The sequence below is a fragment of the Secundilactobacillus kimchicus JCM 15530 genome (genome assembly GCF_001433995.1).
Taxonomy (GTDB): domain Bacteria; phylum Bacillota; class Bacilli; order Lactobacillales; family Lactobacillaceae; genus Secundilactobacillus; species Secundilactobacillus kimchicus.
This window is the reverse complement of sequence record NZ_AZCX01000015.1, coordinates 21571-38296: the sequence shown is the minus strand read 5'-3', so window position 1 is coordinate 38296 and position 16726 is coordinate 21571. Positions and strand designations below refer to the sequence as shown.

15 protein-coding genes and 1 riboswitch are annotated in these 16726 nt (G+C 47.4%); of the genes, 12 read left to right on the top strand and 3 right to left on the bottom strand.

The genetic code is table 11. The features are described from left to right. Nucleotides 1-163: 163 nt before the first annotated feature. The 6 genes from FC96_RS12155 to FC96_RS12130 all read left to right on the top strand — a co-directional run bounded on the left by FC96_RS12155 (nt 164) and on the right by FC96_RS12130 (nt 5984). Complete coding sequence (locus FC96_RS12155; RefSeq protein ID WP_056943197.1) at nt 164-1444, top strand: dicarboxylate/amino acid:cation symporter; 1281 nt, start codon at nt 164-166, stop codon at nt 1442-1444. A 717-nt stretch (nt 1445-2161) separates the two neighbouring features. Beyond that, a riboswitch (M-box (ykoK) riboswitch) is annotated at nt 2162-2328 on the bottom strand. Between the two features lie 70 nt (nt 2329-2398). Continuing rightward, entirely contained in the window at nt 2399-2827 is a 429-nt protein-coding gene (locus tag FC96_RS12150) for a hypothetical protein (RefSeq protein ID WP_156403235.1), read from the top strand. Between the two features lie 308 nt (nt 2828-3135). After that, nucleotides 3136-4101: a glycosyltransferase family 2 protein gene (locus tag FC96_RS12145; RefSeq protein ID WP_056943196.1), complete on the top strand. Its 966-nt coding sequence runs from the start codon at nt 3136-3138 to the stop codon at nt 4099-4101. Between the two features lie 14 nt (nt 4102-4115). After that, entirely contained in the window at nt 4116-4751 is a 636-nt protein-coding gene (locus tag FC96_RS12140; RefSeq protein WP_056943195.1) for an SDR family oxidoreductase, read from the top strand. 87 nt (nt 4752-4838) lie between these two features. After that, complete coding sequence (locus FC96_RS12135; protein WP_055679917.1) at nt 4839-5051, top strand: hypothetical protein; 213 nt, start codon at nt 4839-4841, stop codon at nt 5049-5051. Between the two features lie 399 nt (nt 5052-5450). Next, on the top strand, nt 5451-5984 hold the full coding sequence (locus FC96_RS12130) for a VanZ family protein (RefSeq protein WP_162253156.1): 534 nt from the start codon (nt 5451-5453) through the stop codon (nt 5982-5984). A gap of 57 nt (nt 5985-6041) precedes the next feature. On the opposite strand, the gene gndA is transcribed toward FC96_RS12130, so the two are convergent. After that, nucleotides 6042-7478, bottom strand: coding sequence for an NADP-dependent phosphogluconate dehydrogenase (gene gndA / locus FC96_RS12125; protein WP_056943194.1), 1437 nt, complete (start codon nt 7476-7478; stop codon nt 6042-6044). 523 nt (nt 7479-8001) lie between these two features. Between gndA and tdcB the strand changes: the two genes are divergently transcribed. From tdcB to FC96_RS12100, 5 genes are all read left to right on the top strand, one after another. Next, complete coding sequence (gene tdcB, locus FC96_RS12120) at nt 8002-9036, top strand: bifunctional threonine ammonia-lyase/L-serine ammonia-lyase TdcB (RefSeq protein WP_056943193.1); 1035 nt, start codon at nt 8002-8004, stop codon at nt 9034-9036. 140 nt (nt 9037-9176) lie between these two features. Then, a complete protein-coding gene (locus FC96_RS12115; RefSeq protein ID WP_056943192.1) occupies nt 9177-9977 on the top strand; it encodes an ABC transporter ATP-binding protein in 801 nt (266 codons plus the stop codon). Next, nucleotides 9974-10945, top strand: coding sequence for an iron ABC transporter permease (locus tag FC96_RS12110; RefSeq protein ID WP_056943191.1), 972 nt, complete (start codon nt 9974-9976; stop codon nt 10943-10945). Before FC96_RS12115 ends, FC96_RS12110 begins: the two co-directional genes overlap by 4 nt. Next, nucleotides 10942-11958, top strand: coding sequence for a FecCD family ABC transporter permease (locus FC96_RS12105; protein ID WP_056943190.1), 1017 nt, complete (start codon nt 10942-10944; stop codon nt 11956-11958). Before FC96_RS12110 ends, FC96_RS12105 begins: the two co-directional genes overlap by 4 nt. After that, nucleotides 11958-12911, top strand: coding sequence for an ABC transporter substrate-binding protein (locus FC96_RS12100; protein ID WP_056943189.1), 954 nt, complete (start codon nt 11958-11960; stop codon nt 12909-12911). The genes FC96_RS12105 and FC96_RS12100 overlap by 1 nt, the downstream gene beginning before the upstream one ends. 100 nt (nt 12912-13011) lie before the next feature. On the opposite strand, the gene zwf is transcribed toward FC96_RS12100, so the two are convergent. Continuing rightward, nucleotides 13012-14484 carry a glucose-6-phosphate dehydrogenase gene (zwf, locus tag FC96_RS12095; protein ID WP_056943188.1) on the bottom strand — a complete coding sequence of 491 codons (1473 nt, stop codon included), beginning with the start codon at nt 14482-14484 and terminating at the stop codon, nt 13012-13014. Nucleotides 14485-14720: 236 nt separating this feature from the next. After that, nucleotides 14721-15881 carry a CynX/NimT family MFS transporter gene (locus tag FC96_RS12090; protein ID WP_056943198.1) on the bottom strand — a complete coding sequence of 387 codons (1161 nt, stop codon included), beginning with the start codon at nt 15879-15881 and terminating at the stop codon, nt 14721-14723. A gap of 132 nt (nt 15882-16013) precedes the next feature. Here FC96_RS12090 and FC96_RS12085 point away from each other — a divergent pair, with 132 nt between their 5' ends. Then, complete coding sequence (locus tag FC96_RS12085; protein ID WP_055679914.1) at nt 16014-16229, top strand: MerR family transcriptional regulator; 216 nt, start codon at nt 16014-16016, stop codon at nt 16227-16229. Nucleotides 16230-16726 lie beyond the last annotated feature (497 nt).

Here is a 16726-nt window from a genome sequence, read left to right as displayed (position 1 = left end):
CGCCCCCTGCGAGGGTAGGACGTTGCCACGCAAAAAGAAAGTCGCTGGTCATTGACCGGCGACTTTTTGTTTTACTCGTTAATTTGCTAACCGGACAAGTTAGAATATGATAAAATAATAAGGACGGTTTTAATCGTACATAGAATGCGAGGGATAATAGAGGATGAAGCACTATCGAGGATATCGGTTAACGTTAGGCTGGCAGATCCTGATTGGGCTTGTTTTGGGAATCATTTTAGGCGTTGTGTTTTACGGCAATAAAGTGGCCATAACAAGCATGCAAAATATCGGGACCATGTTTATCAGTCTAATCCAAATGATTGTTCTACCAATCGTGGTTTCGTGTTTAACGGTCGGAATTGCGAATATGGGGGACTTGAAAAAATTAGGACGAATTGGTGGTAAAACACTAATTTACTTTGAATTAATGACAACAGTCGCCATTATTCTCGGGTTAATTGTCGCTAATATTTTTCGACCGGGTGATTTTATCGACATCCACGCGCTGCACTCACAAGATATTAGTCAGTACGTTGCCACTGCCAAGTCGGCAAAGGAAAGTAGTGGAATCTGGGCGACTCTAATGGGCATTATTCCAACTAATATTTTCAAGTCGCTTGGTGAAGGCGATATGATGCCGGTTATTTTCTTTTCCGTCTTTTTCGGTTTAGGAACGGCGGCTATTGGTAAGCCAGGTCAAGTGATCATTGATGTCTTACAAGCGGTTTCTGAAGTGATGTTTAAAGTGACTAACTGGGTGATGCACGTTGCGCCTATTGGGGTGTGTGCCTTGATTGGGGTCACGGTTGCTCAAATGGGCATTTCGGCCTTAGCCCCACTAGGATATTTCATTCTATTGGCTTACGCGACAATGATTGTCTTTGTTGTGGTTGTAATGGGACTTGTGGCTCGGGCTTTTGGCTTGAACATCTTCACGTTGTTGAAGGTTATCAAAGAAGAGGCTATCTTAGCGTTTTCTACGGCAAGTTCAGAGGCGGCCTTGCCTAAAATCATTGATAAAATGGACCGTTTTGGGGTGAGTCAAGGTATTGTATCCTTTGTCATTCCAACCGGTTACACGTTTAATCTTGATGGTTCAGCGATTTATCAATCGCTAGCTGCGTTGTTCTTAGCCCAGGCCTATCACATTAATCTGAGCATCGGGCAGCAAATTACGTTGCTGGTGGTGCTGATGATTACGAGCAAGGGGATGGCTGGTGTGCCTGGGGCATCCTTTGTCGTTTTGTTAGCAACTATTTCGACAATTGGCGTGCCCGTTGCTGGGTTAACCTTTATCGCTGGAATTGACCGGTTGGTCGATATGGGTCGAACGGCGGTTAACGTGGTTGGTAATTCCTTAGCAGCCGTGATTATTGGGAAGTCCGAAAAGGAATTTGACGCTGATAAAGCGGCCGCCTTTGCGGCATCGTTCAATCAAAAATAATCAAATAAAAACCCGCTAGTCCATCGACTAGCGGGTTTTTGGTGCCGTGATCATCATCATTGGTCCGTCACAGCTTTAGGTTGATTCCCATCAAGCTGTGGCTGTGCAAACCGTTCCAGACAATCGTCAGCGTCATAGTAAAAGGTTAAATTGAAGTCGTCTTTAAGATGCTAAAATGAGGTTCCTTACGCAATGGAGTAATTGCTGAAGTTAGTGATCGCACACCTCCCCGCAAAGTTCCCTAAGCGGTGAAGCACATTGGTCACGCCGCCGACCTGTCACGGTCGTTTTTGCAACGTGGTGTACCGAGATGGCACTACTAACCCTTGTTTCCCAGTTCAATCGGATGATGGCGTTGCTCTAGCTAACGATTTCTTTCAGGCGGTTTGCTTATGAGTGATTACAACGTCACTCGCAAACCAATATACAGCCTTGAGGTAGCCATCAGTCATTTTAGTCACCAATCTTATTGGTGGGGTTAGGGAAAGCAAGTGCTAGTGATGCCACTCGGTAAAATCACACGCTCACTTGAGCTAGTACCGGGTGAGACTTGGCAGCTCGCTTTCCCTGGCTCGCGTAATAAGACGACGCTCCAGGATCATAGGTTTCGGTTGTCATAGTCTCACCTCCATTCAATGTCGTGCGTTAGGTGCAAAAAACGCTCAGCCCGAACAACTGGCTGAGCGCATTAACTGCACTTTAAGAACCCTTCATGGGTTGGTTAGCCAATCGTTGAGCTTTAGCACTATACGGCGTAGTTAGTTTAGTAACAGCTACATTAGACTGGGCCTTCTTTTAACCCGGACAGCTGACTCATTGGCGTTTTTCGACGTTTCTGAGCAGTAGCGTTTTCCGTATAGGAGCCTCACCTAACGGCTTCTATCATCTACAACTATTAGTATAACTGCCTAAAACCGCTTTGGCAAGCCCCGTGCTCATGAGTTTTTACATTGAATGACTTATCACTTGGCGGTTTTTGCACTATACTTAAGACAGATGTCTGTAGTGTTGTACAAGTTAAAGGAGTGGTCAATGGTGATGCAGCAAGCAATGTTGTTCGATCAACTTGATGAGGAGGCTCAACGACGAGCGGTTCAGTCGTTTCTGCAGTTTTACTTGAATCGTTTCCGGACCAACAGCCTCGAAATCTTGAGCGCCTATCCGGTTCAATACGAAATGGAACAGGTCAACCATGATGTTGTATTAAATCAGAGTCGGCAGCCTGAAGAGTTGGTGGACCAGTTAGTTGCACACGATCGTTCGCTAGTCAGTCGAATTATTAGTGCTTTAAACCAAGGATTTATGAGCAATGGGGCACTAAGCGACGGCACTTGGGAGAGTTGGTACGAAGCCCAACATGACCAGTTAGCGTCAGGTCTATAACAGAAAAGCGACCGTGGTAGCGGTCGCTTTTGTTTGGGGGTTGAAAAGTAGATTTAGTCCAATCAATCTAGGGGAAGATTGATTAGTGGAAAGAGACGGGTTTGCCTAGTAAACCGAATCTTCCGTTGTCCATGTTGTCGTCATCATCAAGAAGTTGATGACAATGACTAGAATACATGGACTAGCTTAAACGAAGCTTAAAGGCCCAATATTGTTTTGGAAATACCTGGGGTCGCGTCGATGGCTGCTTTTGTGTTAAAGTTATAAAGATTAATTCTAATTGGATGAGTAGAAAGAGCGGTAATGCGATGGACTTGACAGTCATTATTCCAACCTATAATAGTAAACGCTATGTAGCTAATTTAAAGCGTGATTTGGCCCCTTTTTTGGCCACGCAAAACGTTGAAATCATCATCGTTGACGACGCGTCAACGGACGGCACAGGGGAAGTGCTGACAACGGCATTTGGTGAGGCCGATAACGTGACTTTGAAGTTAAAAGATAAGAACAAGGGACAGTCGGATTCACGCTATCTAGGATTGCAAGAAGCATGTGGGGACTACGTGTATTTTATGGATAGCGATGATCGGCTGGAACCTGAGTTTCGGTCGGTCATTTTACCAACGATTAAAAATCAGCAGGCCGATATTGTTTTTTTCGACTACAAGGCGCAAATGCGGCGGGTCTCAATTGGTAAAGCAAGTGGTGAAATTTCCCGCGAGGCCGCGCTGAATACGGTGCTTGAACTAAATGGGAAGCGATCATCAGCTGGCTATCTATGGAACAAATTATTTAAGCGGTCGCTTATTGAAAAAATGACGTTCAAGGATACCCTGTTTGAGGATCTAGATTTCTGTGTTCGGGCCGTGTTGAAGGCTGACCATTTTCTGTATGTAAACTCGGTGGGATACCACTATGTTTTTCATTTGAAGTCATCGTTTAACGGGGCTTTTTTGAAGCATTGCGACCGGTTGGTTAGCGATCGGATTGAGGTCCAAGAAGCTGTCATGGACCAACTTTTGACGCATCAGGATCGATTGAACTTTGAACACTTAAAAAAGGCGTTAATGAGTTATAATCTAAACATTGTCGGTTGGTTGTTAATGATTAGCTTAGGGCGGATTCGGGACAAGGCAGTTATCCAGCGTGTTTTTGCGTTTTATAAAGCGCATCAACCTGATTTTCGGGCGTTTCGCTCGTGGGGTATTTCGGTGCTGTTTAAGTGGCACGGTGTTAAGGAAAAAGCTAAGCTAAATAACGATTATCAAGCGTAATGGAGGCGTTAGACATGAAAGTGTTTGTCATCGGTGCCCATGGAAATGTGGGACGGTTATTGGTTCAACAATTGAAGGAAAAGGGCGATGAAGTGGTCGCTGGAATTCGTAAGCCAGAGCAGGCGCACGAATTTTCTGATATGGGAATTGAAACTGCCGAGTTTGACCTCTTGGGTCGGCCAGAAGAAATGGGCGTTTTGCTGGATGGCTTTGACGCCGTTGTTTTCACTGCTGGATCTGGTGGCAAAACAGGGGATGATATGACCCTTCTAATCGACCTCGACGGTGCTGTTAAGAGTATGCAGGCCGCAGAGATTGCGGGTGTTAAGCGTTACGTCATGGTGAGCGCCATGCATGCCGAAGACCGTAATCGGTGGGGGGATCAGATTCGGCCCTACTACGTCGCTAAGTTTTACGCAGACGAGTGGCTACGTCATCGGACAACGCTAGACTATACGATTCTTGAACCGGGTGCGCTGACTTTTGATGAGCCAACTGGTCAAATTTCAACTGACGACCTTGAAGGCGGTCGAATTGCTCGGGCAGACGTTGCTGCAGCAGCAGTAGCGGTTCTTCATGAACCGGCAACCATTAAGCGAACCATTCCGATGAAGGCGGGAGACACGCCAATCGAAGCGGCCATCCGCTAAACGCATTTTAAGTGACGTCCTGGTAGGGATCTGATAGACTTAAGATAGTCGAAGACAGCCAGCAGTTTGAACTGGAGGGTGATCCCAATGGCAAAACAATTGTTGATTGAACCAATCGAGACCCGCTTAGTTGTGATGCAATCAGTTCCTACGTTTGGACCAATTCGCGTGGCTGAGCCAACGCCAGAGACGGTTAATGTGATTAATCAGGCGTATGAGCAACAAACGCCACAATGGCTAAAAATGACGTTAAATGCCGCAATACTGGGTCGATCCCATGGCGGCCAAACGTTACAGTAAAAAAACAAAGTGCGGAACAAGGCGGTTAGACCGCGGAGCGTAAGGCAGAAGACCGGAGAATCCCGGGCTTGGATTCTTTGGGCTTTTGGCTTACGCAGTAGCGGTCAGCCTTGAGGAGCCGGATTAAAACAAAGTGCGGAACAAGGCGGTTAGACCGCGGAGCGTAAGGCAGAAGACTGGAGAATCCCGGGCTTGGATTCTTTGGGCTTTTGGCTTACGCAGTAGCGGTCAGCCTTGAAGAGCCGGATTAGAACAAAGTGCGTAACAAGGCGGTTAAATTAATCAATTCAGCATCTACCTGAAAGGTCACTATGACTGTTCGGGTAGATGTTTTTGTGTGGTAAACTATTTGGAGCGCCATATTATCGAAAAAACGAACGGTGTTGGGGAGTCATTAAAATGATGGAGTTAACAAAGTGGATCCCATATCTGGCATGGGTCATGGTTGTTTTAATTGGAATAGGGCTGGCAACCGGAAAAAAGCGCCAGTCGGGTGAGTTAATCACCATTGTGACGTTGGGCGTCTATCTGGTTGTTGTCGGGTATCTGACACTTACCCCCACGTCATACGCGTTTGGTGAAGTTCCGACGACGAACCCGGTCTGGGTTGGTCCGGTTCCGACAAATCCGTTTCCGTTTAGCGGGTTGTCCTTAGATTTTTATTTGAACGTCGTGATGATGATCCCCATGGGAGTGTATGCAGCGTTGGTGACAAACTGGCGAAACAGCCGCATCTTTCTGGCAAGCGTGCTGATTGGACTGGGCATTGAGATGATTCAGTTCATGATTGATTGGTTGTTTGGATTGGCTCGCTGGGTAGATATTAACGATGTGTTAACCAACATGGTTGGGTTTTTAATTGGATATGGAGTTCTCACTATTTTGCAGGAGACGCCTTTCAAGCGAGTCGTTGATTGGTTTACGGTGAAGTAAAATGAAAATAAAAAGCGTTGAAAGCCGCGGCTTTCAACGCTTTTAAAATCGCTAAAATTATTGTTCTTCATACCATGGATAGTGGAAGTTACCTTCGCGGTCAACTCGTTCGTAAGTGTGAGCACCGAAGTAGTCACGTTGGGCTTGCAGCAAGTTTGCTGGTAAGACTTCTGAACGATATGAATCGTAGTAAGTGATAGCAGCGCTGAATGATGGTACTGGGACACCAGCCTTAACGGCCAAGGCAACCACTTCACGAGTAGCTTCTTGGTAGCGAGCAGCGATGTCTTTGAAGTAATCATCAAGCAACAAGTTTGTCAGGTCTGGCTTCTTGTCGTAAGCATCGGTGATGTTTTGCAAGAATCGGGCCCGAATAATGCAACCGGCACGCCAAATTTGGGCGAGTTCGCCGTACTTCAAGTCCCAGTTGTTAGCTTCTGAAGCGAACCGAAGTTGTTCGAATCCTTGCGCATAACTCATGATCTTACTAAAGAAGAGGGCTTGGCGGATTTTTTCAACCATTGCTGGCTTGTCATCGAATGAGAGGTCAACCTTTGGCCCACTCAGGACTTTAGAAGCGGCTACCCGTTCGTTCTTCATCATTGAGATATAACGGGCGTAAACAGCTTCAGTAATGACGGATTGTGGGACTTGGACGTTCAAAGCATCTTCTGAACTCCACTTACCAGTTCCTTTGTTGTTCCCACGGTCCAGAATCATGTCAACGATTGGCTTCGTCTTGTCGTCGCCAAGGTCGTCTTTCCGAGTCAAAATATCAGCAGTGATTTCAATTAAGTAACTGTCTAATTCACCATCGTTCCAATCCTTGAAGATGTCAGCCATTTCGTCGACTGAAATCCCGAGAACGTTACGCATAATGTTGTAACTTTCATCAATTAATTCTTCGTCACCATATTCGATTCCGTTGTGGACCATCTTAACGTAGTGACCGGCACCGTTAGGGCCGATGTAAGTGACACATGGCTTGCCATCTTGAGGGGCCTTAGCCGCGATTTGAGTCAAGATTGGTTCAACCAAATCGTAGGCTTCTTTTTGGCCACCTGGCATCAGTGAAGGGCCTTGAAGGGCACCAAGTTCACCACCAGAAACCCCCATCCCAATGAAGTTGATTCCTGATTCATCGAGCTTAGCATTCCGGGCCATCGTATCATGGAAGTTCGTGTTCCCACCATCGATGAGGACGTCGCCTCTGTCGAGGAGTGGCAATAACTCTTCAATCACAGCATCAGTTGGTGCACCGGCTTTAACCATCAATAAAATCCGGCGAGGTGTTTCCAATGAGTTAACAAAATCTTCAATCGTGTAACTAGGTACCAGCTTCTTTTCAGCGTGGTCCTTCATTACTTGTTCTGTCTTAGCGGAACTCCGGTTGTAAATTCCAACTGTGAATCCGCGGCTTTCAATGTTAAGGGCTAAGTTCTTACCCATAACAGCCATTCCGACAACACCAATATTTGCAGTTTTATCAGCCATTACAAACCTTCCTTTATTTAAAAAGTGATTTCAAAACACACGCTAAGTGTAACATTTCACAATAAGTTTGTGAAGTCGAAAGACCTGAGTTTTGGAAATTTGTTCCACTCCATAGCGAGTGTTTCACAAACCATCATTCAGCCTATTCGCAGGTGTTAAAAAGAAATTGACTTTATAAGACAAAAGTATTATTGTTTTTTGATAATAAAACAAATAAAACTTTAATCTCAACACGTTGAAAAGAACAGTAGATTCTGACGCCATCAAAAAGCGACCACCGGCTGGTGAAAGGGTGGGGTGGCGTCATACTCGAATATCGTCTTGGAGTGGTGGAAACGGTCATAGTTTCCAATGGGTGCGCCCATTATTGCGCCGGTTTATCTCATGAAAAAGTGACGTAGACTTGAGGCTTTATTAAAAGCAAGCAATAGGTGGTACCGCGGAAACGCCCTATGAACTCATTGGAGTTTGTGGGCGTTTTTTTATGGTCTAAAATGAATCTTTATTTGAAGGAGTGACTGTCATGATCAATACCAACGTTAATGGTGTCGTCGCTGCAACTTATAATTTAGTCAACATGTATGATATCCAAGAGGCCCGTACGATCCTGCGCTCGACTGCGCGTAAGACGCCACTGATTCAGTCGATGTTTTTGAGCCGAAACGTGACGGGTGGTGACGTGTTCCTTAAATTAGAAAATACGCAACTGACCGGTTCTTTTAAATTCCGTGGGGCCAATAACAAGCTCAACCACCTGACAATTAGTGAAAAACAGCGTGGCGTCATCGCTGCATCGGCGGGTAATCACGCCCAGGGAGTGGCCCTGACTGGTCAGTTACTTGGAATTGAGACATCGGTGGTTATGCCTGAAGAAACGCCAGAGCTAAAGCGGGTGGCTACCGCGAGCTATGGGGCTCAAGTTGTGATTCACGGCGCCGCTTTTGATGCGGCTCATGCTTGGATGCTTGAGTGCGCTGCACAGGACGGGAAAACCGTCATTGAACCCTTTAATGACCGGGACGTCATTGCAGGACAAGGCACAATTGGCCTCGAAATTTTAGAGGATATGTGGGATGTTGACACAGTCATTGTCCCAATTGGTGGCGGGGGTCTGATTTCTGGTGTCGCCACGGCGTTAAAGTCCTATAACCCGAGCATCCACGTGGTGGGCGTGCAGTCTCAAAACGTTCATGGTATGGCCGCGTCAATCATGGCTGATCATATTGTCACCCAGCATGCTGACTTTACCCTGGCGGACGGCACGGATGTGGCCACTCCTGGTGACATGACCTTTGAAATCTGTCGTCGGTTGGTGGACGAAGTCGTTTTGGTCACTGAACGTGAGATTGCCCACGCCATGAAGGATTTGTTGAAGCGTACGAAGATTGTTACGGAGGGTGCGGGCGCACTGCCCACCGCTGCCCTTGAAGCGCATAAAATTGATGATTTCTGGTTGAAAAATAAAAAAGTGGTAGCGCTTGTTTCGGGTGGTAACGTGGACTTGGCCCGGTTAGCAAGCATCGTGACGCTGGATGACTCATTATCATCAGAGAAATGATTAGAATCGTTCAAAATTATGCCATTAGTGTATAAGGTGATACCCTGATTTACCGTATAAAGGCATAATTTCCTCACTATCCTTTCATTTTTTGCGCTATACTATTGAACAAGAATTGATTCATGGAAGGAGGAAGTCGGATGAGCACGATTATGGCTGTGCAACATTTATCGGCGGGATATGGTCGAACTACCATTATTAATGATCAAACGTTAACGATCGAAGCGGGGGTCATCACCGGGTTAATTGGTCCTAACGGGAGCGGTAAATCGACGTTATTAAACGTGATGAACGGGTTTCGAGCCCCGTTAGCGGGTCGGGTATTGTTAAAAGATCGACCGCTGTCAACGTTTAATCACAAGCAACGCGCAGCTGAAATTGCGTGTCTTACGCAACATCCCGTTGCGCCTGAAGGAATTACAGTCGCCGAACTTGTTAGCTATGGTCGCTACTGTCACAGTAAGGGGCTCGGCTGGTTAAGACGGCGGGATCAGATCTCGGTAACGGAAGCAATTTCAACGGTTCATCTGACGGCATTCAAAGACACCTTGGTCAGTGAGTTATCTGGGGGCCAACGACAGCGGGCCTTTATCGCCATGACGCTGGCGCAAAATAGCCCCATAATGATGCTCGACGAACCCACCACCTACCTTGATCTCCCCAATCAGCTAGAGACCTTGGCCTTACTTCGTCAGTTGAACCAAGTCCACAAAAAAACCATTATTGTGGTGTTACACGATTTGAATCAAGCCGCAACGTACTGTGATCAGTTGGTTTGCATGACTCAGGGACGAGTTAACGCAGTGGGAACCCCCAAAGCGGTGCTGACGCACGAGTTATTGGCCACTGCTTTTCACGTCTCGGCCGATATCGAACTCAACGCCAACACGCAACGGCCCCAACTGACAAATTGTCAGCCAATGGCTGCGGTGGCCCAATGACGCGGCGGGGGCGGTTCAACCTGTTGGTGACCGGGCTTTTATTAGTTGCGATTGGCTTGGATCTATTTGGTGGGGCTCACTGGTTCTCGCCACTGAGCGTTATCTCACCGGGAACGAGTCAAGCTGTCTTACTGGGAATGCGATTCCCAAGAACGCTATGTGCGCTGATGGTGGGTGCATTGTTGGCCGTTGGTGGCTTGCTGTTACAGACGGTTTCCCATAATCCGATTGCGGACCCGTCCATCCTAGGTATTAATGCCGGAGCGACGCTGGCACTCGTGATTGGTGGTGTGAGTGGGGTCGCACTCACCGTCGGCCACGCTGCCTTATTGGCGCTTATTGGTGCTGGTTTAGCCTACGTGATCGTTCTCCTCCTGGCGGTTGCCGGGACGGGTGTGGATCCCTTACGGCTGTTGCTGGGTGGCACGGTTTTTTCAGGATTTATTAGTTGTCTTACATATGCCATTAGCGTCGTGACTAATACCACTCAAGCGTTTCGAAACCTTTTGATTGGCGGGTTTTCGGGTGTTGATTATGGTCAAGTGAGTCTGTTGGCGGTTGCCACGGTCATTGTGGTTGGGCTAACGTGGTTGAATCGGGCCTCGTTCACGCTGATGGCTCTTGACCATGAAACGTTTAAGGGCCTGGGTGCTTCACTGCCGGTTTTGTGGGGGTTAACCACCATCGTGATTATGGTTGCGGCGGCAAGTAGCGTTGCTGTGGCGGGGAACATTGGGTTTGTTGGTCTGGGTGTACCCCAACTGGTGAACGCCATTATTCCGGGATCATTCAAACAAAATCTTGGCCCGACGCTACTGACAGGGGCCGGGTTTATGACGCTGGCTGATTTTTGCGTTAAAGGTTTCGTTGCCGGGACCGAGTTGCCCCTTGCTGCTCTTAGTGCGATTATCGGTGGCATTGCGCTCTTTGGACTCGTCGCCTTCGGACAGAAGGTGATCCGATTATGACACGACATTGGCATTGGTTTGAATTAATTGGGGTTGCGGGGTTGCTAGTAGCGGCGATGATCGCCGTTTTGTCTGTCGGTGATATATCCTTATCTCCGGCCACGACGATCCGGGTTCTTCTTGGTCAATCAAGCGACTTTCAGGCCAATTTCGTGATTTGGCAACTTCGGTTTCCCAGGTTATTGGCCGCTTTAATTACTGGCAGTACGTTAGCGCTAGCAGGTCTGTTGCTGCAGACGCTGACGCAAAACGCACTAGCTGATAGCAGCATCTTGGGCATCAACGCTGGCGCAAGTTTGGGGGCTGTCACCCTTATGGTAGTGGCCGGAATGATTGGCACCCATTACACCTCTGGTCAGTTGTCGCTTGCCGTGTTGGTCGGTGCACTGGTCAGCTGTACGCTGGTGATGTTGGTCAACCGCCAGCAAAATGCCATTCGGATTTTGCTGGGCGGAGTGGCGCTCACTGCTGTGATGAACGGATTTATTTTATTAATTGAGCTTCAACTTAACCAGTTTGACTTTTCGCAAGCGTTAATTTGGCTGAGTGGGAGTTTTTGGAACACAAATCTGACTTTTTTGACCTGGCACTTTTGGTTGGCAGTCGGGTTGGGATTGGCTACCGGCCTGACAATTCCACTTCTGACGGGATTAACACTCGGTCCAGGGATGGCGGAAGGTATCGGCGTGAACGTCAAAATGGCCCAGCGGGTATTAATGGCACTTGCGATTGGCTTGACAACCATTGCCGTTTCAGTAGGTGGTGCTATTAGCTTTGTGGGATTAATGGCGCCCAATATTGCGAAGCGATTCGTCGGTTTGCGGATGCGCTGGTTAGTGCCGCTTAGTTGGATCATGGGAATGCTCATTATGGTGATCGCCGAATTTATTGCAACCAACGTGTTGGGCAAAATGAGTTTGCCGGTGGGACTAGTGGTCGCGATGATTACGATGCCGTACTTTATTTTTCAACTATTTAGTCAACGAACAACTTTAAACAGGGGGACACACTAATGAAACGAACAAAGACTATGAAACGGCTGCTGATGTTGGCAGGGATGGCGGTTTTAACGGTTACCCTTGCAGCGTGTGGCAGTCATAGTGCCAAGACAACTTCGACAACGGCGACGCGAACGGTGACGACCAGTGGTGGCAGTGTGAAGGTTCCCGTTCATCCAAAGCGGATCGTTACTAACGTGTATACCGGTGATGTTCTTTCACTTGGTGGGCATGTCGTTGGGGCAACATCGACGGATTTACAGAGTCCCTATCTGTCAAAAAAGACGAGGGCTGGGATTAAGGATCTGGGCCTAACTTTGAAGCAGGAAGCGGTTTTGAAATTAAAACCGGATCTGATTGTTACCAGCAACGAGGCTGACGTGAAGGCGCTCAAGAAGATCGCCCCAGTGGTCTATGTTGCGTATGGTTCCACAGGCGATATTAAACAGACCGCCACGAAGTTTGGCAATTTAATCAACCGCAAAGCGCAAGCAACGGATTGGATTAAACGCTTTGATCAGCAGGCTAAGACACAAGCATCGCGTCTGACTAAGGCTGGTATCGACCCCAAGAAAACTAGTGTTGGGCTATTTGATCTGCAAAATGGCAAGCTGTTCGTTGACGGCGCAAAATGGGGTCGCGGCGGTCAGGCGCTGACCACGGGATTAGGTTTCAGTCTCCCGGCAGCCTTCGAGACGCTTGATCAAGGCGCGGGGTATAAGCAAATTTCTCTCGAATCCGTCAACAAATACGCGGCGGATTGGCTATTCTTTTCACAAACAACTGGCACCTCTCAAGATAAGTCAGCACTATCTGATTTAAAGCGGGACCCGTATTGGCGAAAACTGGCGGCAGTGAAGGCCAACCATGTCGTTCAACTGCCGTTTAATAAGATGTACTACTTTGATCCGGATGCAGTCTATGGTCAGATGAAGCTAATTGTGGATGCAATGATTAAGGCGAAGTAGGGCAGCGGTTGTATCCGGTTATTGTCATTTAACTCAGACAGACCCAAAAAAGCATTCCGGACCACGTGGTCTGGAATGCTTTTATTTAACGATTGTTGAATTATTGATTAAGCCGGTAGACCCATTCGCGGTGATCGCGTTGAATCAGCTCGTCTGCGGCTGCAGGTCCCATTGAACCTGGTGTGTAGTTCGGGAACGCTGGTTGTTGGAGATCCCAAACTTTGCGGATTTGGTCAACAAACTTCCATGCGTATGAGACTTCTGGCCAACTTGAGAAGTTGGTACCGTCACCCTTCATCACGTCGTGAATCAAGCGTTCGTATGGTTCTGGAGTGGCCTTTTCGCCAGCCGCATCAACAAAGTAGTCCATGTTGATTGGGGCGGTCTGGAACCCTTGACCACTGGTCTTAGCATTCAGGCGGAGTGAGAACCCGGCCTTTGGTTCGATGAACATCGTTAAAACGTTGGCTTCCAATGGCGCGTTAGCGTTTTGAGGGAAAGCAAAGATGTCAACGAGTGGTTTCTTGAAGACGACGTCCACGCGAGTGAACTTGTCGGCTAATTCCTTACCCGTCCGGATGTAGAATGGCGTGCCTGACCAACGGTAGTTGTCAAATAACAACTTTCCAGCAACGAATGTTTCGTTGTTAGAATCGTGTGGGACGTTGTCTTCATCACGGTAAGCCCGTTGCTTGTTACCAGCGCCGTATTGGCCGCGAACAAAGTTAGTTGAAGCATCTGCAACGTTGTAAACGCGCAATGACCGTAATGCTTTCACTTTTTCAGCCCGGATATCAACATCTGTGAAGGCCACGGGTTGTTCCATGGCTAACAAGCTGACGATTTGCATAATGTGGTTTTGAACCATATCTCGCAAAGCACCCGAGTTATCATAGTAGGAGGCCCGTTCTTCAACCCCTAATTTTTCTGAAAGGGTTACCTGAATGTTGTCAATGTAACGGTTGTTCCAAAGCGATTCAACAATGGTGTTACCGAAGCGGAGTGCTTCGATGTTTTGAATCATTTCCTTACCTAAGTAATGGTCGATTCGGAAAACTTGGTCTTCGTTGAAGGCTGTGCTTAACGCGTCATTTAACTGAGCAGCTGAATCGTAGTCCCGTCCAAATGGCTTTTCGATCACTAAACGGTTAAAGCCTTGTGAATCAGTCAAACCTTCAGTCTTCAAGAAGCCAGCAACGGTCCCGAAGAAGTTCGGTGAAAGAGAAAGGTAGAAAATCCGATTGCCTTCCAGCTTGAACTTCTTATCGAGTTCGTCCGCCCGATCCTTCAAAACCTTGTAGTGGGCTTTGTCGGTAACGTCATGAGCTTCGTAGGCAAAGTGTGAAATGAATTTTTCAGCATCCTTGTCGCTCTTAGCTGTGCCCAATGACTTGCGAACAGCATCTTGAAATTCTTCATCGGTCATTTTGTTACGAGAAGTCCCGATAACCGCGAAGTGCTCGCGCAGCGTACCGCGCTTATATAAGTTAAACATTGATGGGTAAAGTTTCCGGTAAGCGAGATCCCCAGTGCCCCCGAAGAAAATAAATAGTGAAGTTCGTTCTGTAGCCAATCAGATTCACTCCTTAATAGTAGTAGGTCGCCACAACAAATCGACTTTTGTGATCCGCCGAAGTTAATGGTTGCTTCGTCTAGACCACTTATCCACAAATCATTATATAACAAATCCCCACTAAAAAAAGGGGGTATACGAAAATTTGTCGGGTCATTTGTTAAGGTAACCTAAAAATAGGTTGATAAACGCTTATGAAAACTGCTTTCATAAAATAAAACGTTTTTGAAAGAAAATTAATCGAAAACGGTTTTCTTACGGTCGACGGCCAGTCCGGCAACGGCCATAATGCCAAGTAAAATAATTAAAACCAATAGTGGGATGACCCAACTGTGGGTGAGGTCGTGAATGAGACCAAAGCCAAGTGGGCCTACGGCAGCCAACAAATAGCCCCCTGATTGGGCCATTCCAGAAATCGCAGCCGTTTCACGTGGGGTGGATGTTTTGAGACTAAACATCGCAATAGCCAACGTAAATGTGGCATTACCTGTAATCCCAAGCAGCAGTGCCACGGCGACGACCACCACTAACGAGGTTGTTGGCAACATGAGTAGCAGTAAGCTAATGACGTAAAAGACGGCGATCGTCGTAATCAAGCCAGTCTGACGTGGTCGTTTAGCGGCCCAGATTGGAACAAAGTAAGCGGCTGGCAGTGAGGCGAGTTGAGATAGTCCCAACATCAAGCTGGCCATATTGGGGGTCAGACCGTGATTAATTAAGATGGTCGGCAACCACGTCACCGTGGTGTAGAAAATTAGGGATTGAATCCCCATATAAATGGTCAAAAACCAAGCCCCTGATACCCGCCATACGGAGCGAGTCATCTGGGCCTCTTCCACCGTTTCAGTTTCTCGGTACCGCAGATTGGGTAGCCATACGAGAAGGCCAATCACCACAATGACGGACACACTTTGAAGCGTGGATGGCCAGCCAATTTTACCGGCCACAGGGGCACTCAGCCCCGCAGTAATGGCGGAAAATAGGGTCATTGAAAAGGTGTAAATACTGGTGACCGGCCCAATTCGTTGCGGATATTTTTCTGCAATCGTGGCGGGTAGCAGGACGTTTAGCATGGCAATTGCAATGCCAATGAACAGCGTCCCGATAAAGAGCGCGCTTGGGGTGAAGACGCGAAGAAAGTTAGCAATCGCTAAAATGATCATTGCGCCAAACATCACGACTTCATTGCTGTACTTTGCGGCGAGCCGTGGTGCTAGGGGCGAAACAATGGCAAAACAGAGTAACGGAATTGTTGTAATTCCACCTAACACACCAGATTGCAGGTTAAATCCGTGAGCAATTTGGTCTAATAAGGGTGAAATCATGGTGATAGGCATTCGCATGCTGGCACCTAGTAATACAATGCCTAAAATAAGCCATTTGCTGTGTTTTTTCAAATAATCAGATCCTTTAAATAACGTGGTTAATGGGTGATTCATTGGGAGGGCATGAGCCCGCCATTAAAAGGGTTGCTTTTCACTAAAATCAGAGTAAACTGTTCTTGAATTTAGGAAAGGACAGGTAGGGCTATGACTCTGGAACAATTAGCAGCCAAGTCTGGTGTGCTGGCAGAAAAAATTGCGACGTATACAGCCGCTGGCTTGCTCCCAACAAAGGATGCAAGCGCCGGTTTCTCAGACAAAGACCTTTATTGGCTAGATATGGTTAATTGCTTCATGGAAAATGGGTCATCTGTTGACGACCTCAAGGATCTAATGCCACTTTGCGAAGCGGCCCAGCTTTAACCCACGTTGAAACCTTAAGTGGTCGCGTGAACGAGTTCCCACTACATTGACGTAGTGGGAATTTTTTGGATGGTTTGACATGTGATGGGTTCCTTTGATTTGAGATGTTTTTAGGGCTTTGGCGGAGAATATTGTCTGCACTATAAACGTGCTGTTCCACACTCTAAAAGTGCTCCACAAGACTGATTGCTACTAGGTAAGCGAAAAACTCAAAAAATCCAAGCCCGGGATTTTCCGAGTTCCCCGCTTACCCTCCGCAATCAACCCGTCTTGTTCCGCACTCTAAACGTGCTCCACAGCGCAACTCCCTCCTGTATAAGCACGATAGCCAAAACCTCCAGGTCCGGGAGCTTCCGGCTATCGCCCTTATACTCCGGGAGTTAACCGTGCTGTTCCACACTCTAAACGTGTTCCGCAAGGCAAACCGCGGCCATGTAAGGGGAATAGGCAAAAACTCAAAGCCCAGAGTTTCTACCTATCCCCCTTACATTCTGCGG

What these genes read in the sequence shown, in the direction of transcription:
- FC96_RS12155 (WP_056943197.1), top strand. Translation starts at nt 164, where the DNA reads ATGAAGCACTATCGAGGATATCGGTTAACGTTAGGCTGGCAGATCCTG.
- FC96_RS12150 (WP_156403235.1), top strand. Translation starts at nt 2,399, where the DNA reads ATGACTTATCACTTGGCGGTTTTTGCACTATACTTAAGACAGATGTCT.
- FC96_RS12145 (WP_056943196.1), top strand. Translation starts at nt 3,136, where the DNA reads ATGGACTTGACAGTCATTATTCCAACCTATAATAGTAAACGCTATGTA.
- FC96_RS12140 (WP_056943195.1), top strand. Translation starts at nt 4,116, where the DNA reads ATGAAAGTGTTTGTCATCGGTGCCCATGGAAATGTGGGACGGTTATTG.
- FC96_RS12135 (WP_055679917.1), top strand. Translation starts at nt 4,839, where the DNA reads ATGGCAAAACAATTGTTGATTGAACCAATCGAGACCCGCTTAGTTGTG.
- FC96_RS12130 (WP_162253156.1), top strand. Translation starts at nt 5,451, where the DNA reads ATGATGGAGTTAACAAAGTGGATCCCATATCTGGCATGGGTCATGGTT.
- gndA (WP_056943194.1), bottom strand. Translation starts at nt 7,478, where the DNA reads ATGGCTGATAAAACTGCAAATATTGGTGTTGTCGGAATGGCTGTTATG.
- tdcB (WP_056943193.1), top strand. Translation starts at nt 8,002, where the DNA reads ATGATCAATACCAACGTTAATGGTGTCGTCGCTGCAACTTATAATTTA.
- FC96_RS12115 (WP_056943192.1), top strand. Translation starts at nt 9,177, where the DNA reads ATGAGCACGATTATGGCTGTGCAACATTTATCGGCGGGATATGGTCGA.
- FC96_RS12110 (WP_056943191.1), top strand. Translation starts at nt 9,974, where the DNA reads ATGACGCGGCGGGGGCGGTTCAACCTGTTGGTGACCGGGCTTTTATTA.
- FC96_RS12105 (WP_056943190.1), top strand. Translation starts at nt 10,942, where the DNA reads ATGACACGACATTGGCATTGGTTTGAATTAATTGGGGTTGCGGGGTTG.
- FC96_RS12100 (WP_056943189.1), top strand. Translation starts at nt 11,958, where the DNA reads ATGAAACGAACAAAGACTATGAAACGGCTGCTGATGTTGGCAGGGATG.
- FC96_RS12085 (WP_055679914.1), top strand. Translation starts at nt 16,014, where the DNA reads ATGACTCTGGAACAATTAGCAGCCAAGTCTGGTGTGCTGGCAGAAAAA.